The following is a 19,915-nucleotide window of genomic DNA, read 5'->3' as shown; positions in this document are numbered from 1 at the left end:
AACCTTATTCAGGACGGGACACCAGGCAGAAAAAAGCCGCACCAGGGTGCGGCTTGTTTCGGGTTCGCGGTTACGCCGCGATTGAGCCTTTCAGCTTGTTCATGGCGTTCTTCTCCAACTGGCGGATGCGCTCGGCGGAGACGTTGTACTTGGCGGCCAGGTCATGCAACGTGGCCTTTTCCTCGGCCAGCCAACGCTGGTAGAGGATGTCGCGGCTGCGCGCGTCGAGGCCTTCCAGGGCTTCGTGCAGATTGGCGGTGGAGCTGTCGCTCCAGTCAGCGTCTTCCAACTGGCGCGCCGGGTCATAACGGTGGTCTTCCAAGTACTGGGCCGGCGACTGGAAGGCGCTTTCGTCATCGGCATCGTTGGCCGGGTCGAAAGCCATGTCATGCCCGGTCAAGCGGCTTTCCATCTCGCGCACTTCGCGCGGTTCGACGCCCAGGCTGGCTGCCACGGCGTGCACTTCGTCGTTGTTCAACCAGGCCAGACGCTTCTTCTGACTGCGCAGGTTGAAGAACAGCTTGCGCTGCGCCTTGGTGGTGGCGACTTTGACGATGCGCCAGTTGCGCAGGATGAACTCGTGGATCTCGGCGCGAATCCAATGCACGGCGAACGACACCAGGCGTACCCCCATTTCCGGGTTGAAACGCTTGACTGCCTTCATCAGGCCGACGTTGCCTTCCTGGATCAGGTCGGCCTGGGCCAGGCCATAACCGGAATAGCTGCGCGCGATGTGCACGACGAAACGCAGGTGCGCGAGCACCATTTGCCGGGCAGCCTCGAGATCCTGCTGGTAGTAGAGACTTTCGGCCAGTTCGCGCTCCTGCTCGGGGGTCAGCAGCGGGATGCTGTTGACCGCATGCACGTATGCCTCCAGGTTGGCGCCTGGGACTAGGGCATGAACAGGTTGCAAAGAAGTGGACATTTGAATCCTCCGACTCACGAAACGCGTGCAGTGTAGCACTGCGCAATACGACTAGGAACGCGTATACAAGTTCCCTTACACATAGTCAATATCAACGAAATCAATTAGTTACTACCGTGGTGCCAATTCACGCAAGTGCCGGGCGACGGCCAACCAGGCACCGATATAGCCCAGCAGCACCGCGCCGAGCACCAACGAAAAGCCATCGGCGGCCGGCACGCCCGCGAGGGCGAAATCGCTGCCATACAGCCCGGCCAGACGCACCACCGCAGCGTTCAGCCAGCCCAGCCCGTATGCCAGCACCAGCCAAGCCAGCAGCCCGGCACCCAAACCGTAGAGCGTACCCATATAAAGGAAAGGCCGCCGCACATAGCTGTCGGTACCGCCGACCAGCTTGATCACCTCGATCTCGGTGCGACGGTTCTCGATATGCAGACGAATGGTATTGCCGATTACCAACAGCAGCGCCATCACCAGCAGCAGGGTGAGGCCAAAGATAAAGCGCTCGCCGAGCTTGAGAATCGCCGTCAAGCGCTCGACCCAGAGCAGATCGAGCTGCGCCTGCTGCACCTTGGGCAGTTCGGCCAGACGCAAACGCAAGGCTTCCAGGGTGGTCTTGTCGATCTCCTTGGGCGTCACCAGCACCACCCCTGGCAGGGGGTTTTCCGGCAGTTCCTTGAGCGCCTCGCCCAAGCCGGACTGTTGCTGGAACTCTGCCAGGGCCTGCTCGCGACTGATCCACTCGGCCTCGGCGACTTCGCCCATCGCGGCCACCTGCTCGCGCAGTGCCTGGCCTTCGGCCTCGCTGGCCTCGATTTGCAGGAACACGGAAATCTGCGCCGCGCGCTGCCAGGAACCGCCGAGGCGCTCGACGTTATCCAGCAGCAACGCCAGGCCCATCGGCAAGCTCAGGGCCACGGCCATCACCAGGCAGGTGAAGAAACTGCCGATCGGTTGTTTGCCCAGGCGGCGCAGGCTGTCGACCAGACTGGCGCGGTGGCTTTCCAGCCAGGCGTCGAGCTGACTGCGAAAATCCGGGCTATCGTCCGGCCCTGTTGGTTCGGACTTCTTTGGCGCAGCGCCGACGCGCTGCGCCGGCTGCGGGGGTGGCATGCGTGTGGCGCTCATCAGACAGCCTCCCCATCGCCGATCAAGCGACCGCGTTGCAGGGTCAGCATGCGATGACGCATGCGCGCGATCAGCGCCAAATCGTGGCTGGCAATCAGCACGCTGGTGCCGAGCTTGTTGATGTCTTCGAACACCCCCATGATCTCCGCGGCCAGGCGCGGATCGAGGTTCCCGGTCGGCTCATCCGCCAGCAGCAGGGCCGGGCGGTGCACCACGGCGCGGGCAATGCCGACGCGCTGTTGCTGGCCGGTGGAAAGGTCGCCGGGAAACAGCTCGGCTTTTTCCGACAGCGCCACGCGCTCCAGCGCCGCGCCGACGCGCTTGCCGATCTCCGGCTTGGACAGGCCGAGGATCTGCAACGGCAGGGCGACGTTGTCGAACACGCTGCGGTCGAACAGCAGTTGGTGATTCTGGAACACCACGCCGATCTGCCGACGCAGGAACGGGATCTGCGCGTTGGTGATCTGCGCCAGGTCCTGCCCGGCCAGCAGCAATTTGCCGGTGGTCGGCCGTTCCATTGCCAGAATCAGCCGCAGCAAGGTGCTCTTGCCCGCGCCGGAATGCCCGGTGACGAACAGGAACTCGCCACGGCGCACGCGAAAACTCAGCTCGTGCAGCCCGACGTGACCGTTGGGGTAACGTTTACCGACCTGCTCGAATCGAATCATCCCTGCTCCCGCTCCGCAAACAGCGCCTGGACAAACGCATCGGCCTCGAAGGTACGCAGATCGTCGATCCCTTCGCCGACACCGATATAGCGAATCGGCAAACCGAACTGCTTGGCCAGGGCGAAGATCACCCCGCCTTTGGCGGTGCCGTCCAGCTTGGTCAAGGCCAAGCCGGTCAGACTCACGGTCTGGTTGAATTGCTTGGCCTGGTTGATCGCGTTCTGCCCGGTGCCGGCGTCCAGCACCAGCAGCACCTCGTGCGGCGCCGTGTCGTCCAGCTTGCCGATCACCCGGCGGACCTTCTTCAGCTCTTCCATCAGGTTGTCTTTGGTGTGCAGGCGCCCGGCCGTGTCGGCAATCAGCACGTCCATGCCGCGCGCCTTGGCCGCCTGCACCGCATCGAAGATCACCGAGGCCGAGTCGGCGCCAGTGTGCTGAGCGATCACCGCGATCTGGTTGCGCTCGCCCCACACCTGCAACTGCTCGACCGCGGCGGCGCGGAAGGTATCGCCGGCCGCCAGCATGACTTTTTTGCCGTCCTGCTGGAGTTTTTTCGCCAGTTTGCCGATGGTGGTGGTCTTGCCGACCCCATTCACCCCGACCACCAGAATCACGTAGGGCTGCTTGGCGTTATCGATGCGCAGCGGCTGCTCGACCGGTTTGAGCAAGGCGACCAGCTCATCTTGCAGGGCCTTGTACAGCGCGCCGCTGTCGGTCAGCTGCTTGCGCGCGACCTTCTGCGTCAGGCTCTGGATGATCGCCGTGGTGGCCTCGACGCCGACGTCGGCGGTCAGCAGGCGGGTTTCGATCTCGTCGAGCAACTCATCGTCGATGACCTTCTTGCCGAGAAACAGGCTGGCCATGCCTTCGCCGAGGCTGGCGCTGGTCTTCGACAGCCCCTGTTTGAGACGGGCGAACCAGCCACCCTGGTTATCGCCCGGCTTGTTCTGCTCGACCGGCGCCACGGCCACGGGCTCGGGCTGCACAACCGGCTCGGCCAGCGGCGGCGCGACGGGCAGCGGATTGTGCAGCACTTCGCTGCCGGCATTGATGCGAAACCGCGAGGCGCTGGGTGCCGGCACTATGGCGGGCGGCGGCTCGGCGGCAGGTGGCGTGGCAACCGGCACGGGCGGTGCGCTGGGCTCGATCAGCGGCATGGCCGGCACCGGCTGCTCGGCGGCCGCCACGGGCTCGTCTGCGATTACCGGCTCTACGGACGGCGCCAGGGTAGCGGCATCACTGGCGGAGGCCTCGTGCGGCTTTTTTCGCAACCAGCCGAACAGGCCTTTTTTCTCGGCCGTTTTTTCCGCGGTGTCCGCCGCAACAGGCGGCGCAGTCGGTGCGGGGGTCTTCTTGTCGTCGTTGGAACCAAACATGGAGGACGGCTATCTCAAAGGAGCGACGCGCCGGCAGGCGGATCTGATCGGCGGCGCGGCAGGCTGTTAACAGCTGAACAAACCGCACCGTAATATTCAGACCACATACCAGACGTGGCCGCCAGTAAAACGGATGCGTATCCTAGCACCTCCGCGCCCGCCGACGCTAAGACCAAGCGGGCCCGTCCGACAGGTCAACATGTGATGAAAATGATTGCTCGCCGCGCCGCCGGCTTGTGCTTCGGCGCGCTTTGCCTGCCACTCTTGGCCATAGCCGCAGAACCGCAACCGACCCACGAATTCAGCCTGGACAACGGCCTCAAGGTCATCGTCCGCGAAGACCATCGCGCCCCGGTGGTGGTCTCGCAGCTCTGGTACAAGGTCGGCTCCAGCTACGAGACGCCCGGCCAGACCGGCCTGTCCCACGCCCTCGAACACATGATGTTCAAGGGCAGCCGCAAGCTCGGCCCCGGCGAAGCCTCGCGCATCCTGCGTGAGCTGGGCGCCGAGGAAAACGCCTTCACCAGCGACGATTACACCGCCTATTACCAGGTGCTGGCGCGCGACCGCCTGGGCGTAGCCCTGGAGCTGGAAGCCGATCGCCTGGCCAGCCTCAAGCTGCCAGCCGAAGAGTTCAAACGCGAAATCGAGGTGATCAAGGAAGAGCGTCGTCTGCGCACCGACGACAAACCGTCGAACCTGGCTTACGAGCGCTTCAAGGCCATGGCCTACCCCGCCAGCGGTTACCACACGCCGACCATCGGCTGGATGGCCGACCTTGAGCGCATGACCGTCGAGGAACTGCGCGCCTGGTACGAAGCCTGGTACGCGCCGAACAACGCCACCCTGGTGGTGGTCGGCGACGTCAGCGTCAGCGAAGTGAAGGTGCTGGCCGAGCGCTACTTCGGCGCCATCCCCAAGCGCGCCGTGCCGCCGGCGAAAATCCCCCGCGAGCTGGATACGCCCGGCGAACGGCGCATCACCCTGTACCTGAAGACCCAACTGCCAAGCCTGATGATGGGCTTCAACGTGCCGGGCCTGGCCACTGCCGAGCAGCCGCGCCAGGTGCATGCGCTGCGCCTGATCGCCACCCTGCTCGACGGTGGCTACAGCGCACGCCTGCCGACGCGCCTGGAGCGCGGCGAGGAACTGGTCTCCGGCGCATCGGCCTGGTACGACGGCTTCGCCCGTGGCGACAGCCTGTTCGTGTTGTCTGCCACGCCCAACGTACAGACCGGGAAAACCCTGGAGCAGGCCGAAGCCGGCCTGTGGCGCGAATTGCAGGACTTGCAGCAAAACCCGCCGTCCGCCGAAGAACTGGCCCGCGTGCGCGCCCAGGTGATCGCCGGGCTGGTCTACGAGCGCGACTCGATCACCAGCCAGGCCACCGCCATCGGCCAACTGGAAACCGTCGGCCTGTCCTGGACGTTGATCGACCAGGAACTGGCTGAGCTGGAAGCCGTCACCCCCGCCGATATCCAGAGTGCGGCGAAGACCTTTTTTACCCGCGAGCGCTTGAGCGTCGCCCATGTTCTGCCCGAGGAGAAGCGCGATGAATGAGCGCAACGGCCTGCGCTATGGCCTACTCGGCCTGGCTTTATTGGTGTTGCTGGCGATCCTCGCCCTGGTGATCAATCGCCCTGAGCCGACCGCCCCCGAACCGACCGCCGACGCCCCCGCGCAGCTCGAATCCCTGGCCGAGTTGAACGGCCAGGCACCGAGCCGGCGCGACCTGAACATCCAGACCTGGCAAACCGCCGAAGGCGCCAAAGTGCTGTTCGTCGAAGCGCGCGAGCTGCCGATGTTCGACCTGCGCCTGACCTTCGCCGCCGGCAGCAGCCAGGATGAAGGCGTGCAAGGCCTGGCGATGCTGACCAACGCCATGCTCAACGAAGGCGTGCCGGGCAAGGACGTCGGCGCCATCGCCAGCGGTTTCGAGGGCCTCGGCGCCGACTTCGGCAACGGCGCCTACCGCGACATGGCGGTGGCCAGCCTGCGCAGCCTCAGTGCCATGGACAAACGCGAGCCGGCCTTGCAGCTGTTCAACCAGGTGCTCGGCCAACCGACATTCCCGGAAGACGCCCTGACGCGGATCAAGAACCAACTGCTGGCCGGCTTCGAATACCGCAAACAGAACCCCGGCACCTTGGCGGGCCTGGAGCTGTTCGAGCGGCTGTACGGCAATCACCCTTACGCCCACCCGAGCGACGGCAGCGCCGAGTCGATCCCCTTGATCAGCCGTGAACAGCTGCAAGCCTTCCACGCCAAGGCCTACAGCGCCGGCAACACGGTGATCGCCCTGGTTGGCGACCTCTCGCGCAGCGAAGCCGAGGCACTGGTTGCGCAAGTCTCCGCCGCGTTGCCCAAAGGCCCGGCGCTGGCCAAGATCGCCCAACCACAAACGCCGCCAGCCGGCGCCAGCCATATCGACTTCCCCTCCAACCAGACCCACCTGATGATCGCCCAACTCGGTATCGACCGGCGCGACCCCGACTACGCCGCGCTGTACCTGGGCAACCAGATTTTCGGCGGCGGTGGCTTCGGCACGCGCCTGATGACCGAGGTGCGCGAGAAACGCGGGCTGACCTATGGCGTCTACTCCGGCTTCAGCGCCATGCAGGCGCGCGGCCCGTTCATGATCAACCTGCAAACCCGTGCCGAGCTCAGCGCCGGCACCTTGCAACTGGTCAAAGACCTGCTGCGCGACTACCTCGCCAGCGGCCCGACCCAGGAAGAGCTGGACAACGCCAAGCGCGAACTGGCCGGCAGCTTCCCGCTGTCCACCGCGAGCAACGCCGCGATTGTCGGCCAACTCGGCTCGATCGGTTTCTACGACCTGCCGCTGGACTACCTGGAAGTCTTCATGACCCAAGTGCAGGCCCTGAGCACCGAACAGGTGAAAGCGGCGATGGCCAAGCACCTCGATCCCGACGCCCTGGTGATCGTCACGGCTGGCCCGACGGTGGCGCAGAAAGAGCTGCCGCCGCCCACCGACAAACCCGCCGAACTGCCTTCTGGCGTACCGGAGCACTGATGCGCAAACCCAGCAAAGCGGCACCGGACCATGGCGGCGACGGCCAACTGCGGATCATCGCCGGGCAATGGCGCAGCCGTCAGTTCAACTTCCCCATGGCCGCCGGCCTGCGTCCCACCCCCAACCGCGTGCGCGAAACGCTGTTCAACTGGCTGGCACCTTATGTCGAAGGTGCCAAGGTGCTCGACCTGTTCGCCGGCAGCGGCGCGCTGTTTCTCGAGGCGCTCTCGCGCGGCGCCGGCAGCGCCCTGGCGCTGGACCTCAACCCCGCCGCCATCGCCAGCCTGCGCAGCCACCTGCACACCCTGAACTGCGACAACGGTCAGTTGCTGCAAAACGATGCCCTGATCTACCTGCAACAGCCTGCCGCTGCGCCGTTCGACCTGGTGTTTCTCGACCCGCCGTTCAACCAGAACCTGCTCCTGCCGGCCTGCACCCTGCTGGAGCAGAACGGCTGGCTGGCGGCGGATGCCTGGGTCTACACGGAAAGCGAAAACTCGCCGTCCAGCCTCGGCATGCCCGGCAACTGGCGCCTACACCGCGAACAGAAGGCCGGCCAGGTGTATTACGCACTGTGGCAGCGCACGGCCTGACGCGTGCTCTGACGGTGGACAAGGCGGCGCCCTGTCCACCCTACGCGCTCAGGTGTATTACGCTTTATGGCAATGCATCGCGCAGAGTGGATGACGCCAGCTTGGCGCCCACATACCTCTACGACTGGCCATGAATACGTGTATGAGCCCGACCTTCAAACCCGCCTGGTGGCTGCCCGGTCCGCACTTGCAAACGCTGTGGAACCCGATGTGTCGCCCGCCGACGCCATTGGCGCGGCGGCGTGAGCGCTTGTGGCTGGACGACGGCGACTTTCTCGACCTCGACTGGCACGGCCCGCACGACGCCAGCACGCCCTTGGTGCTGGTGCTGCACGGGCTGACCGGCTCCTCCAGCTCGCTGTACGTACTCGGCGTGCAACAGGCCCTGGCCGCCCAGGGCTGGGCCAGCGTGGCCCTGAACTGGCGCGGTTGCTCCGGCGAACCCAACCTGCTGCCGCGCGGCTACCATTCCGGCGCCAGCGAAGACCTCGCCGAAACCGTGCGCCACCTGCGCGCACAACGGCCCATGGCGCCGCTCTACGCGGTGGGTTATTCGCTGGGCGGCAATGTATTGCTCAAGTACCTCGGCGAAAGCGGCGCCGACAGCCAGCTGCAAGGCGCGGTGGCGGTATCCGTGCCGTTCCGCCTGGATCAGTGCGCAGACCGCATCGGCATGGGCTTTTCCAGGGTTTATCAGGCGCACTTCATGCGCGAGATGGTCGCCTACGTGAAGGAAAAGCAGCGCCTGTTCGCCCATCAGGGCCACGCGGATCGTCTGTCGACCCTGGAACGACTCGGGCCACTGGACGGCATGCGCACCTTCTGGGACTTCGACGGGCGCATCACCGCCCCGCTGCACGGCTTCAGCGATGCGCAGGACTACTACAAGCGCTCCTCCAGCCGCTACTTCCTCGACCGCATCGCCACCCCAAGCCTGGTCATCCAGGCCGCCGACGACCCGTTCGTGTTCCGCCACAGCCTGCCGGAGCCGAGCGAACTGTCGCCCTGCACCACCCTCGAACTGCACACCCATGGCGGCCACGTCGGCTTTATCGAAGGCTCGCCACGCCAACCGGGTTACTACCTGGAACGGCGCATACCGCAGTGGCTGGCGGCGCAGGCCGCTATGTAATGCGCTCCTACTTCATGCCTCGGAAATTAGCGCTCGTCAAAAACAGAGCCCCCTAGCCGCATCCATCCCCCCCAAATGCACAGGGGGCGGCCGCTAACAATGCATTGACCTCGTGCAGGTCCGCCTCGCCCAGACTGCCAACCGCCGCCTTGAGGCGCAACTGCGCCAGCAAGGTGTCGTAACGGGCGCGAGACAGTTGCTGTACGGTATCGCTGAGCTGGCTCTGTACTTCTAGAACATCGATACCGATACGCACACCGACTTTGTAGCCCAGGCGATTGGCATCAACAGCAGACTGCGCCGAACGCGTTGCCGCTTCCAATGCACGTATCTGCGCCATGCCACCGACAACACCTAACCAGGCCTCGCGAGCGGCCAAGGCAGCCGCACGCCTAGCGTCCTCCAGCTCGGCTTCGGCCTGAACCTTTAGTGACTGCGCCTCACGGACCGCCGAACTGGTGCGCCCACCACCGTATAACGGCATGCTCAAGCGCAGGCCAACACTGGCTGACTCACTACGCTCGGTTCCCAGATTGGGGCGCTCATGCATATTCTGGCTGGCCACCAAATCAAGCGTCGGCAGATGTTCGGCCTGGCGACTACGCACTTCATCGCTGGCGATATGCAGAGACAGCTCCTGAGCTTGCACGCCGAAATTACCCTGCGTGGCCGCCTCAACCCAGGCATCGACCCGGTTCGGTTGCGGCGCCTTCAGGACAATACCGGGGCGCAGCGTCAGTAAGTGCTCGGGTTGTCGGCCGATAACACGGGCCAGGGCATGTCGAGCCAGCTCCAGATCATTCTCGGCCTTGATCGCTTGCGCCAGTGCTCGATCAAAACTCGCTTGGGCTTCATGCACATCGGCGATGCTGACATTGCCAAGCTCGAAGTTCTTACGCGCACTGGCCAGGTGCTCGGCATCGGCGGTACGCAACTGTATAACCGCGCCGAACACCTCCTCGGCATTCAGTACATTGAAATAGGCCTCAGCCACCCGCAACACCAGTTCCTGATAGGCAATACTTTGGCGGCTGGCGGCAAGCGCGCTAAGTTGTCGACCCTGCTGGTACTGCACCCAGCTCTGCCAGCGAAATAGCGGCTGAACCAACTGGATGCTGTAGGTGCGGTTCTGTTGCCGGTATTCAACATCCCCGCTGGCGACTTCATATTGAGTCTGATTCCAAGTGTTTTGCGCATCCATCGACAACTGCGGCAAAAGCCCTGCGCGCCGTTGCGCACGCTGCTCCAAACCAGCTTTATACTGCGCCTGGGCAGCGGCAAACTGCACATCATGCTGTAAGGCTTCGCGGTAAGCCTGCAACAAATCGGCAGCCTGCAGTGGCAGGCTCAAGGCGCAAAACAGCACTGCCAATGCCAACCACTGCTGTCGACTTATCCTCGACATCAGGCGCTGACCTGCTGCTGATCGAGACGCACATCTTCGGCTATAAAACCCTTGTCCAGGCAGATCAGCCGCCTGGCCAGAGCAATCGTTTCGCGTCGATGGGCAATGGTGATACGAGTCATGGACAGATGGTGCATGGCTCCCACCACATGTTGTTCGCTATGCAGATCCAAATGGCTGGTAGCCTCATCCAGCGCCAGGATCTTCGGCTGCTTATACAGTGCCCGCGCCAGCAGCACACGCTGCCTCTGGCCACCGGAAAGACCGCTGCCCATTTCGGCCACCAAGGTTTGATAACCCATAGGCATACGCCCGATTGCCTTATGGATATGCGCCTTGCGCGCTGCATCTTCAACTCGTTCCTGACACGCCTCGGGATCGAAACAAGCGATATTTTCCGCCAGTGATCCAGCCAGGAGCTGATCCTCCTGCATCACCGCACCGACCAACCCGCGCAACGCCTCAGGCCCGAGCTGCTTGATGGGAATGCCACCGACACGGATTTCTCCTTCAGTCGGGACCAATAAGCCCAGCATCAACTTGAATAGGGTGGATTTGCCACAGCCCGAGCGGCCGACGATGGCCACCGCATCCCCCGCATCGATGGTCAATGACAGGTTGCGAATGACCCAGGGCTCGCCCTCGGCGTAGCGGAAGGACACATCCTTCAGCTCCAAACGCGGCTCGATCCGCTCCAGATCGGTTTCCATGCTGCCTTGCGGCTCGACGGGCTCCAAAGCGATGTCGGCTAGGCGTTCGGCATGCAGCGAGAGCATCCGGATCTCGACCCCAAGATCGATCAACGTGCTGGCGCGGCCGGTGAACTGGCTCTTGTAGGCGATAAAGGCCAGCAGCATACCAAGCGACAGAGCCCCCTCCAACACCGCCATGCCACCGACATACAGCAGCAACATGCCTTCCAGGCCGAAAATCAGGGTATTGAAGCTGGCGAAAACCAGCAGCATCTTCTGCGTGGCCACGTCGCGGTTCTGTACATCGGCCATCAGGTTCTGCCAGGTCGCCAGGCGCAAGGGCGTGGCGTTGAACAACTTGAGCGGCAACACCGCGCGGATGGTTTCCAGAAAGTAGGAATTCTCCTTAGCCGCCAGCACGATGCGCTCCTCCGAGGCATTGCGCAGCGGCTGGTAGAACGCCAAACGCAACAGGCCGTAAAGCGCCAAGGCAACCAGCACAATCCCGGTCAATGCCTTGCTGTAGAGCAGCATCATGCCCAGAGTGATCAGGGTCACCAATCCATCCAGCACCACAGTGATGGCACCACTGGTCAGCACATTGCGAATGGCACCCAGGGACTGGAAACGCGCCGTGATATCACCCAAATGGCGCTTCTCAAAATAGGGAAACGGCAAGCGCAGCAGATGGCTGAACAGGTTGCCCGACCATTGCAGGGCCAATTGCTGGTTCAGCCGCAGGTTCATCCAGCCGCGAGCCATGCGCAGCACAAAGTCGACCAGCATCAACAGGCAGCCGCCTAACACCGCCAGTAGCAGCAGGTGATGGTCCGCAGAGACCAACGCACCATCCACCACCCACTGAGTGACCTGGGGCGACAACAGTGCCACCACCTCCAGCGCCAGGGCCAACACGAAGATATTACCCAGTGCACGCTTGAGCCCCAGCACCCGGCCGGTCAGTTCGCGCAGGCGCAGACGCGGCTTCTGCTGCGCCGGGCGAAAGGCCGCATTGGGCGTCAGCTCCAGGGCCACGCCGGTGAAATGCCTGGAAGCCTCGTCCAGCGTCATCACCTTGCGCCCGGTGGCCGGGTCGAGAATCACCAGCCGATCACCACGCAGCTTCTCCAGCACCACAAAATGATTGAGGTTCCAGTGCAGGATGCAGGGCGCTCGCAACTTGCACAGCTCATCCAACTCCAGCCGCAGTGGCCGGCAGGAAAACTCCAACACCTGCGCATAGCGCATCAACTGAGCCAGGTTGGTGCCTTTGATTGAAATGGAAAAGCGCCGGCGCAGGGTGGCCAAGTCCAGATGCAAACCGTGGGCGGCAGCCACCATTACCAGGCAGGCCAAACCGCACTCCTGGCTTTCCGCTTGGAGCGTTATTCTCATTGAGGATTATTCGATTAGGTAAAAAGAGGGCTGTATATTCAGTGACGAAGCACTTGCAGAACGTCCTGCCTGCACAACTCATGCACCAATACCCGCAGCTTGTCCGCATCAATATCGGTCAGCCTGCCGATCATCTCGCCCAGACTGATTGCGGGAGACTCCGCGATGCAGCGGATCAGCCGCACGCCTGTTTCGTCCAGATTCAACTTGGTGCCATTGGCGATCAGATAATTGTCGGCAAGACCATGGGGCTTGTTGGCGCTCAGGCGGATACGGGTGTTGTCCGGGATAGATCCCGTATTGGGATTGCCAAACAGCTCGACAGCCAAGGGCGACTCGACACGGGTCGCACCGATAAACTCATCCATAAAGCGCCGGTAGTTGTCGGGATCATTGATAACGTCGTCGATATACCGGCCCACGGCTGTAAGGTTCTCCTTATCCGCATCCCAGGTACTCAATGACTTTCTCGCCCCCACAAAACTCGGCAACTGACGGAATGCCCACTCCATATAATCGGTGGCATACGCCGGAAATGTCCCCACGGCCAGATGAAAGGTTTCCTCACCGATCGGCAACGGGTTATGCCACCAGCCACGCGGCAGATAGAAGACATCGCCTGCCTCCAGAATAAAGTCCATATAGGGCTCTTTCGGGCAGGGGTATTGCTGCTCGACATCCTTGCTTTGTTGCATATACAGCGGCGACTCGAACGACGGCTCGTAGACAATCCAGCGCTTGCGGCCTATCAGTTGGATGACGAATACGTCACGGGTATCCCAGTGAGCGCGGAATGAATCCCGCTCACCAAAGGCGGCATAGGCACTGGTTACTGTCTGCCGGCCGGTAAATTCGGCAATCTGCCTGGCCAATGCATCTACTTTTGGCTCGTTGGCAAGCTTATTGGCGATTAGCGTGGCGCCTTTTTTCAGGTAGTCATAGACCACCGGCTTAATCAGGCGATGACGCTGAGTGCCAATATCCAGATAGCTTTCCGTGTATTCGTGCTTGGGGCGGATGCCGTCGTAGGACAGTTTGAAGTCGCTGGAGGCAACATCGGCGCGCTCGAAAATTTCGTTGGTGTCTTGCCAAGAGAAACTATCCACTGAGGCCGCCCCTTTCATCAGAAGTGGCTTTCCCTCTTGGTATTCCTCTAGAAACTCAGAGTTTGTAACATCAAACTTAATAGCCATAAGTCGCCAAACCTAAAGACCTAGAAAAAATCCGCCAAACCTATTAATAGATATTTTTATTTACAACTTGCGCCTGAATAATTGCAACTTACTCCAGACTACGCAAACCAGCCAGAGACGGCGCCTTAAACTTCTGAGCGGAAAGCTTTAGGGGTCATTTGCATGAAAAATAACGACCCATTTTATCCTCAACACATTGAGCGCCAAATTGCAGACAATAGCCCCGTCAAAAGTATTATTACAGGAACCTGGAGATAGGATGCCATTAGAGACAGCGTCTTTTTTGTGCGTTCCCTATACAGCAAGGTCGAGCCAAAAACAAGACAGAAACTAACCAACGCAAACACACCCCAGTCGGTCAACATATGTAAACACCCATGTGAATTATTGTTAAATAGCCCTAGAGGGCGCCGTAGTTGGCTCCCGCTTTATTCTGATTGCTTATTGCTCCTGAAAATATGCCACTTGCAAAAGCGAAGTTCATCGAATGTAACAGCTCAGTCGTTACCACTCTTGCCACCACAACACCTCCACCTATCGGCGCCACCGCCCCTGCTGCTACAGTAAGACCTAAATCACCCCATGAAAACTCTTGACTACCCACTACAGCGCCAGCATAGCCTGCCGCTCCAACCAGCCCCCAGCAACCATCACAGGAACAGCACCACCGCTGGCAAGCTCTATTTCCCTAATGTCTAACCCACGCATCTTATCTTTACTTTTTGCCAGTTCAGAATATTGTGAGGAACTAATGACCTCAATTTAAAACACGAAATCAGTCCAATCCAACGACCTCAAGCGAGATTTTGGAAGTACTGCTATTTTCATCTCCCCACCAAACTAAATTTTTATACACGCCGAATAACCCTCTAGAGCTCTTGGCCACCCCTATCGCTTTGGCTTTCCAAGAAAAAGAATTTTAATACCTTTCCAGAACCCTTCCGACTTAGATTCTTTCACTATCTTTAGTATACCTCCATCACATATATGACTGATTAGCAAAATAACAAATCCAGAAATAGTCAAAAAGAAAATTATAGCAATGAACCCTACCAGACCATTCTGACCGCCTATACTTCTCGACAACTGAATGGAAAAGTATGATTTTGGCTCAATGAAAAGATAAGAAAAATACATTCCAATAAATGAAATCACATAAAATATGAGTATTGCCTTAATTTTTCTCATTTTTTCCTTTGGTTTTAAGCATGCTTTGAGGAGATATCTCAAAAACCAGCCTCCACAGACATACGATTTCTTCATGAAGAATCTTGCTGTTTCGCACCCCGGTCTATTGACCGTAGTTGGTTCCTGCCTTGTCTGCGCTGAGAGAGTCCAGCGCATTCGTGATCCATGTCTGAATGGGCGTATTTTTGTTGAGCCAATTCCCCACAGTAAGTCCCCCGTAAAAAGCAGTGGTTAATGCCGCACCATAAATTCCAAAATAGCCACCCGCCGTTGCTTGCTGGGCTGCCGTCAACCCCGCCCATTGCGCCACACCTACCCCAGCACCACTCGCAACTGCACCGACCACGGCTACAACGTCAGCGTCGTACACACCACCACCAACAAATTCCAGCTCACGAATCATCAATTCACGCATTCACACCCTCCTGACCTGACTTGAAATTTAAGGATCATTTTTAACATGATCAGTTTTTATATATCTCAATAACCGACGCTTGCTTTCCGATCACTTGTAATTTTAGGCAGATGAATATTAAGCACAACCCTACAGATGCAGGGGTTTCCATAAGTAATCTTATGACCGCCCGAGCGCGTATTTTCTGCACGCGACGTGTGCAGCAACGCTACGGAGTCTCACCATCAGCGTCTGCCAGCACTTCGACGAAATTATCCAAATTGAAATAGCGCCGCATTACTGCATTAACCTGCGCCACTGTTACCGCCGCAAATGCATCGTTGCGCTCCACCCAGGACTGCATGGTGACGCCCTCATAAAGTTGCCGCGGCAGCCATGAGAGGATGTTCTGCTCCTGAGCGAAAGCCAGCCGCCGTTCATGCAGGATGGTCTGCTTGGCATATTCCAGCTCTTGTTCGGTAATGCCGCCTTCGATCAGCTGTTGCAGCTCTTCCTTGACCATATCGGCAAGTCTGGGACCATAGCCCAGTGGGTAGCTGGCCTGGATCATCAGCCAACTGGCGTCATCGAAGGTCGCGATCTTCATCGAGGACTTGATGCCGTAGGTGAGTCCCTCCTGCTCGCGCAGACGCTTGCTCAGTCGCGAGACCATCTGGTTACGCCCCAGCAGATGCTCGGCGACATACAGGGCAGCGGCGTCATCCTTCTTGCTGTTGGCCTGATAATGTAATTGCCCGATATAGACGCCAGTCTGCCCGGCATTGGCCTTGGCATGAATGCGCCCCGCGCGGATTGCCTGATAAGGCTGGCTCGGCCGGGCATGGCCGGCCTGGCTGTTCCAGTCGCCAAAGAGTGCGTGCAGTTGCTCTCGCACCTGCTGCGGATCGAAGTCACCCGACAAGGCAAATTCGCCATGGTTGGCCCCGTAGAACTCCTGATGGAAGCGCACCACCTCGTCACGACTGATCGCCGCCAGCTCGGCCAGCTTCTCCGCCGGCTCGGCTTGCCGGCGGATATCGCCCAACGGGTACTGTTCGTTATGACGGCTGAGCAACAGGCTCGCCACAGCAGCCGGCTCAGCGATGGGCTGTTGCAAGGCATGCTGCTGATGACGCTTAACCAGGTCGAGTTCGGCTTGCTTGAACGCCGGGCGCTTGAGGATATCGGCCAGCAGATTGAGCAAACTCGGCAAGCGCTCGGGTGGACTGCTGAACTGCACAGTCAGCGCATCGCCCTCCGGCACGATCGACAAACCGGCACCGATACGCCTCGCCTGGTCCACCACCTTCTGGTAGCTGCGGTTATAGGTGCCTCGCAGCAGTGCCGTGCCCGTGAGCTCCGTCAATGCGCGTTTGCCGGCCAGACTCTGCACATCGCCGAAGCGCAGGGTCATGCGCCCTTGAACCGGGGTCGACACACCCGGCAAGGGCCGCAGGGCGACTTTCAAACCGTTGTCCAAGGCGAAGCGCTGGATGCCGCCCTCCACCTCGACAACCTGCTGGTTGAAGGCAGCCAGATCGACAGGCTGCACGGCCGTTTCATTCTGGGCAGCCCGGTTAACGGCTGCTGGCTGTCTAGCACCGGCGGGGCTGGAAGCCTTGCTGACAGTGGCTGCGGGCTGCTCGGCCGCAAGCAACTGACCAACCAGACGACGGTTTTTGACGAAATGACGTTCGGCCTGACGCTGAACATCGACGGCGCTTAGCTGAGCGAACTGCGCCTGTCGACGCAAGAGCAGTTGCCAGTCGCCCACGGCAACCGACTCGGCAAGCACGTCGGACAGCGCGCCATGACTGGCCAGAATCTGCGCCTTGGCATGCCTAGCACTGTCCTGGAAACGTTGCAGCTCTTCCAGGTCAAGCGGATTACGCGCGATGCCTTCCACCTGTTCCAGCAGCGCCTTTTGCAGTTCATCCCGAGACTGCCCTGGCGTCAGCAATACGGCAAACAGCATATAACCACCCTGACCGAATGCCTGCTGCAAGGCCGTCACTGCGCTCGCCTGTCCTGGCACAACCAGCGTCTGGTACAACCGACCATGGGGTTCGCCGGCCAACATGTCAGGCAGAGCAGCCAATGCGCTATTGGCCGGATCAGTGGCACCCGGTAGAGGATAGGCGAGCGCCAACCATTCACTGGTACCGCGCTTGAGCTGGGTAGTTACCGGTTTATCCAGCACGGGGACGGCAGGCGGCAGTTTTTTCGTGGCCCCAGCCACTGCCGCCAGGGGCGCAAAATGCTGCTCGATAGCGGCCAGCGTTTGCTGGCTATCGAATTTGCCGGTAATCACGATGACCGCATTATCGGGTCGATAGTGGGCCTGGTAGAACGCACGCAACTGTTCCAGGCCGATATCCTTCAGCTCCTTGCGCGACCCCAGCACAGACCGACCAAAGCCCTGCCCCGGTGTGGCCGCGGCAAACATATGCTGCCCCAGCGCGCTAAGCGGATTGTCCTGAGCCAGCTCCAGTTCACGCAGTACCACTTCGACTTCGGCCTGCAGGTCCGCCTGATCGAACCGCGCGTTGAACATGCGATCAGCCTCAAGCGCCAACAGATGGTTCAGTTTGCCGGCATCGGCGGCCAGAAAGGCCATATAGCGAGTGCGGTCGAAACTGGTGGTAGCGTTGAACTTGATCCCACGCTGGCTAAGCCCTTCGACCAGTTGCGCCCCCGGCATTGCCGCTGTGCCCTTGAATAGCAGATGCTCAAGCAGATGCGCGGTGCCCCCCTGGCCTTGCGGGTCAGCCAGGGAACCGGTGAGGTAAATCATATTGAAAGCCACGGCCGTACTCTTGGCGTCAGGCGCCAGAATGGCGCGCAAACCGTTGGCCAGACGATATTCGCTGACACCGTCTAGCTCGCTAACTCGTTCGAGCACCCGGATATCCGCCATGAGCGGCGTAACTGCGCAGCACAGCAAAGCCCACGCCAGCATGAAATACCGCGTCTTTAACATAAATGACCTTTAGGAAATACGGATGGCTACGGCTGCTTGGTGAGATATCGATTCGAGCTGACCCATACCAAGCGACGCGCATACTAGATGCGCCTGCTATAACCGAGAACCCGACAGATGTAGGGGGTGGCTACACCACTCCAAATTGCTGCGCCTGCATGGCAATCAGTTGCATACGGCTGGCAACGCCCTGCTTACGCAGCAACGAGGAGACATGATCGCGTACGGTGAAATCACTGATATTCAGTTCCAGCGCGATTTGTTTGTTGGTTTTCCCCATAGCCAACAGATGCAGAACTTCCTGTTCTCGCTTCGTCATGCTCACAACACTCCATGCGTTCTTTTAATTAGTTACTTCACACGCTTAACTAGGAATTCCTTACTCCTGCATTTTCCCCGTGACTGAATACAACGGTTCCAGCGCCCACTCGTAAAGTCGGCGCTTGTCCTGTACGACATCCGCCTCTAACAGCATGCCGGCTTGCAGCGACTGCGCCTGGCCATAGACATCGATGCTTGGCGAATCGAGCGCTACCGTGACACGGTAGAACAACTCGCTAGGCATGCCGGCACCTTGAATGGCACTGGCGATATGCGCGGGCAACTCCTGCGCGGCATAAGGACTTTTCGCCACATCGACCACCCGACCACGAGCCATACCGAATTTCTGGTAGGGGTAGGCGGCATAGCGCATCAGCACCGGCTGTCCCGGCTCGATAAAACCGGCCTGCCGCGGTGCGGCATAGAGATGGGCGGTCAAGCTAGCGCCCTGCGGAATAAGGCTGGCCAGCAACGCCCCCGCTGCCATCTGCTGACCGGGCTGAACACTGAGCCCAGTCAGCGTCCCAGCAAACGGGGCTACGCTGACCAACTCCGCACGTACATCGCTCTCAGCCTGCTCTTGCTTGACCAGTGCAATGCCGTTGTCAATTTCGGTCATGTCGCTGCGGTGGCGTAACTCGGCATCCTGACGCTGAGCCAGCAACTCTGTGCGCTCTCGCTGCAAGCTGGCGCGGGCACGCTGAATACCCTGCTGCTGGCCTAGTAGAGTCAGTAGTTCAGCCTCGGCCTGCTGCAGTTGGGCGACAGAGATAAAACCTGCATCGACCAATTCCTGTTGCCTGCTCAGATGGGCATTGGCCAGTTCCCCGCGCCGCTCAAGCAGACGCACCTCTTCGCGGAACTGAGCCAGCTCACCGGCAATGGTCGCCAGACGACTATCGAGCATGCGCAACTGTCCAGCCAGGCGCTCATCCGCCAATGAGCGATTGCGCTCCAGCAAAACCAGACGCTGGCTCAACTGCTGAGAAATCAGCTTCTGGGTGCCCCCGGCAGCGGACAGACGCTCGCCAGAAAGGACGAACAGGGCCTCTCCAGCCCCGACCGACTGCCCCTCAACAACCCTGACTTCGCTAAGGATGCCAGGGCCGGGAGCCGTCAAACGCAGCATGCCCTGCTCGGGCATAAGCAAGCCGCTGATCGTGGCTTTGCGGGTGTAGGTGCCGTAATAGGCGAACGCCGAAACCAGCAGGATTAAGGCACCCGCCAGAATGGCGGCCACGCTGTAACCCCAGGGTTGGTGAATCAGCACATTGCCGAAACGTTGCGCGCCCTTGGCGGCCAGTGCCTCGGGGCGAAACAGGGAGACTTCATCCGTTGAAGAGGGGGGCATCAATGCACACTTGCTTGAAATTTATCGTTAGGAGCGGCGCGTTCCTGCGCCGCGACCAACGGTAATACATATCAAAAACAACTGATATGTATTACCGAGAGAGAATAATTATCGAAATATTGCGGATTCCACGCCATTCG

Annotated in this window: 15 protein-coding genes; 4 read left to right on the top strand and 11 right to left on the bottom strand. The window is 60.2% G+C overall.

Annotated features, from left to right (window positions below; translation table 11 throughout):
* Positions 1-70: 70 nt before the first annotated feature.
* The 4 genes from rpoH to ftsY all read right to left on the bottom strand — a co-directional run bounded on the left by rpoH (position 71) and on the right by ftsY (position 4,097).
* Positions 71-925: an RNA polymerase sigma factor RpoH gene (rpoH, locus tag B3M58_RS01060; protein ID WP_296216699.1), complete on the bottom strand. Its 855-nt coding sequence runs from the start codon at positions 923-925 to the stop codon at positions 71-73.
* Positions 926-1,036: 111 nt separating this feature from the next.
* Positions 1,037-2,053 carry a permease-like cell division protein FtsX gene (ftsX, locus tag B3M58_RS01055; protein ID WP_296216698.1) on the bottom strand — a complete coding sequence of 339 codons (1,017 nt, stop codon included), beginning with the start codon at positions 2,051-2,053 and terminating at the stop codon, positions 1,037-1,039.
* Entirely contained in the window at positions 2,053-2,721 is a 669-nt protein-coding gene (gene ftsE, locus B3M58_RS01050) for a cell division ATP-binding protein FtsE (protein ID WP_296216697.1), read from the bottom strand. The genes ftsX and ftsE overlap by 1 nt, the downstream gene beginning before the upstream one ends.
* The gene (gene ftsY, locus B3M58_RS01045) at positions 2,718-4,097 is read right to left on the bottom strand and encodes a signal recognition particle-docking protein FtsY (RefSeq protein ID WP_296216696.1); all 1,380 of its coding nucleotides are present in this window, start codon (positions 4,095-4,097) and stop codon (positions 2,718-2,720) included. Before ftsY ends, ftsE begins: the two co-directional genes overlap by 4 nt.
* A 204-nt stretch (positions 4,098-4,301) precedes the next feature.
* Here ftsY and B3M58_RS01040 point away from each other — a divergent pair, with 204 nt between their 5' ends.
* The 4 genes from B3M58_RS01040 to B3M58_RS01025 all read left to right on the top strand — a co-directional run bounded on the left by B3M58_RS01040 (position 4,302) and on the right by B3M58_RS01025 (position 8,856).
* Positions 4,302-5,657 carry a M16 family metallopeptidase gene (locus tag B3M58_RS01040; RefSeq protein ID WP_296216695.1) on the top strand — a complete coding sequence of 452 codons (1,356 nt, stop codon included), beginning with the start codon at positions 4,302-4,304 and terminating at the stop codon, positions 5,655-5,657.
* Positions 5,650-7,131 carry a M16 family metallopeptidase gene (locus B3M58_RS01035; RefSeq protein WP_296216694.1) on the top strand — a complete coding sequence of 494 codons (1,482 nt, stop codon included), beginning with the start codon at positions 5,650-5,652 and terminating at the stop codon, positions 7,129-7,131. Before B3M58_RS01040 ends, B3M58_RS01035 begins: the two co-directional genes overlap by 8 nt.
* Positions 7,131-7,724, top strand: coding sequence for a 16S rRNA (guanine(966)-N(2))-methyltransferase RsmD (gene rsmD, locus B3M58_RS01030; RefSeq protein WP_296216693.1), 594 nt, complete (start codon positions 7,131-7,133; stop codon positions 7,722-7,724). The genes B3M58_RS01035 and rsmD overlap by 1 nt, the downstream gene beginning before the upstream one ends.
* A 142-nt stretch (positions 7,725-7,866) precedes the next feature.
* Entirely contained in the window at positions 7,867-8,856 is a 990-nt protein-coding gene (locus tag B3M58_RS01025; RefSeq protein WP_296216692.1) for a hydrolase, read from the top strand.
* A 52-nt stretch (positions 8,857-8,908) separates the two neighbouring features.
* Here B3M58_RS01025 and B3M58_RS01020 read toward each other — a convergent pair whose 3' ends face one another.
* From B3M58_RS01020 to B3M58_RS00990, 7 genes are all read right to left on the bottom strand, one after another.
* Positions 8,909-10,261, bottom strand: coding sequence for a TolC family outer membrane protein (locus B3M58_RS01020; protein WP_296216691.1), 1,353 nt, complete (start codon positions 10,259-10,261; stop codon positions 8,909-8,911).
* Complete coding sequence (locus B3M58_RS01015) at positions 10,261-12,348, bottom strand: peptidase domain-containing ABC transporter (protein WP_296216690.1); 2,088 nt, start codon at positions 12,346-12,348, stop codon at positions 10,261-10,263. Before B3M58_RS01015 ends, B3M58_RS01020 begins: the two co-directional genes overlap by 1 nt.
* Before the next feature lie 38 nt (positions 12,349-12,386).
* The gene (locus B3M58_RS01010; RefSeq protein WP_296216689.1) at positions 12,387-13,541 is read right to left on the bottom strand and encodes a JmjC domain-containing protein; all 1,155 of its coding nucleotides are present in this window, start codon (positions 13,539-13,541) and stop codon (positions 12,387-12,389) included.
* 1,291 nt (positions 13,542-14,832) lie between these two features.
* The gene (locus B3M58_RS01005; RefSeq protein WP_296216688.1) at positions 14,833-15,144 is read right to left on the bottom strand and encodes a hypothetical protein; all 312 of its coding nucleotides are present in this window, start codon (positions 15,142-15,144) and stop codon (positions 14,833-14,835) included.
* A 208-nt stretch (positions 15,145-15,352) separates the two neighbouring features.
* On the bottom strand, positions 15,353-18,082 hold the full coding sequence (locus B3M58_RS01000) for a M16 family metallopeptidase (protein WP_296216687.1): 2,730 nt from the start codon (positions 18,080-18,082) through the stop codon (positions 15,353-15,355).
* Between the two features lie 151 nt (positions 18,083-18,233).
* Positions 18,234-18,422 (bottom strand): LuxR C-terminal-related transcriptional regulator, encoded by a 189-nt coding sequence (locus tag B3M58_RS00995; RefSeq protein WP_296216686.1) that lies wholly within the window; start codon positions 18,420-18,422, stop codon positions 18,234-18,236.
* A gap of 60 nt (positions 18,423-18,482) precedes the next feature.
* Positions 18,483-19,775 carry an HlyD family secretion protein gene (locus tag B3M58_RS00990; protein WP_296216685.1) on the bottom strand — a complete coding sequence of 431 codons (1,293 nt, stop codon included), beginning with the start codon at positions 19,773-19,775 and terminating at the stop codon, positions 18,483-18,485.
* Between the last annotated feature and the right edge of the window lie 140 nt (positions 19,776-19,915).

The organism is Pseudomonas sp. UBA2684, from assembly GCA_002354655.1.
In the GTDB taxonomy this organism is placed as follows: Bacteria; Pseudomonadota; Gammaproteobacteria; order Pseudomonadales; family Pseudomonadaceae; genus Aquipseudomonas.
The sequence above is the reverse complement of the archived record's forward strand: the minus strand, read 5'-3'. Positions and strand labels throughout refer to the sequence as shown.

What these genes read in the sequence shown, in the direction of transcription:
- ftsY (WP_296216696.1), bottom strand. Translation starts at nt 4,097, where the DNA reads ATGTTTGGTTCCAACGACGACAAGAAGACCCCCGCACCGACTGCGCCG.
- B3M58_RS01020 (WP_296216691.1), bottom strand. Translation starts at nt 10,261, where the DNA reads ATGTCGAGGATAAGTCGACAGCAGTGGTTGGCATTGGCAGTGCTGTTT.
- rsmD (WP_296216693.1), top strand. Translation starts at nt 7,131, where the DNA reads ATGCGCAAACCCAGCAAAGCGGCACCGGACCATGGCGGCGACGGCCAA.
- B3M58_RS01000 (WP_296216687.1), bottom strand. Translation starts at nt 18,082, where the DNA reads ATGCTGGCGTGGGCTTTGCTGTGCTGCGCAGTTACGCCGCTCATGGCG.
- B3M58_RS01010 (WP_296216689.1), bottom strand. Translation starts at nt 13,541, where the DNA reads ATGGCTATTAAGTTTGATGTTACAAACTCTGAGTTTCTAGAGGAATAC.
- B3M58_RS00990 (WP_296216685.1), bottom strand. Translation starts at nt 19,775, where the DNA reads ATGCCCCCCTCTTCAACGGATGAAGTCTCCCTGTTTCGCCCCGAGGCA.
- rpoH (WP_296216699.1), bottom strand. Translation starts at nt 925, where the DNA reads ATGTCCACTTCTTTGCAACCTGTTCATGCCCTAGTCCCAGGCGCCAAC.
- B3M58_RS01005 (WP_296216688.1), bottom strand. Translation starts at nt 15,144, where the DNA reads ATGCGTGAATTGATGATTCGTGAGCTGGAATTTGTTGGTGGTGGTGTG.
- B3M58_RS01040 (WP_296216695.1), top strand. Translation starts at nt 4,302, where the DNA reads ATGAAAATGATTGCTCGCCGCGCCGCCGGCTTGTGCTTCGGCGCGCTT.
- ftsX (WP_296216698.1), bottom strand. Translation starts at nt 2,053, where the DNA reads ATGAGCGCCACACGCATGCCACCCCCGCAGCCGGCGCAGCGCGTCGGC.
- ftsE (WP_296216697.1), bottom strand. Translation starts at nt 2,721, where the DNA reads ATGATTCGATTCGAGCAGGTCGGTAAACGTTACCCCAACGGTCACGTC.
- B3M58_RS01035 (WP_296216694.1), top strand. Translation starts at nt 5,650, where the DNA reads ATGAATGAGCGCAACGGCCTGCGCTATGGCCTACTCGGCCTGGCTTTA.
- B3M58_RS00995 (WP_296216686.1), bottom strand. Translation starts at nt 18,422, where the DNA reads ATGACGAAGCGAGAACAGGAAGTTCTGCATCTGTTGGCTATGGGGAAA.
- B3M58_RS01015 (WP_296216690.1), bottom strand. Translation starts at nt 12,348, where the DNA reads ATGAGAATAACGCTCCAAGCGGAAAGCCAGGAGTGCGGTTTGGCCTGC.
- B3M58_RS01025 (WP_296216692.1), top strand. Translation starts at nt 7,867, where the DNA reads ATGAGCCCGACCTTCAAACCCGCCTGGTGGCTGCCCGGTCCGCACTTG.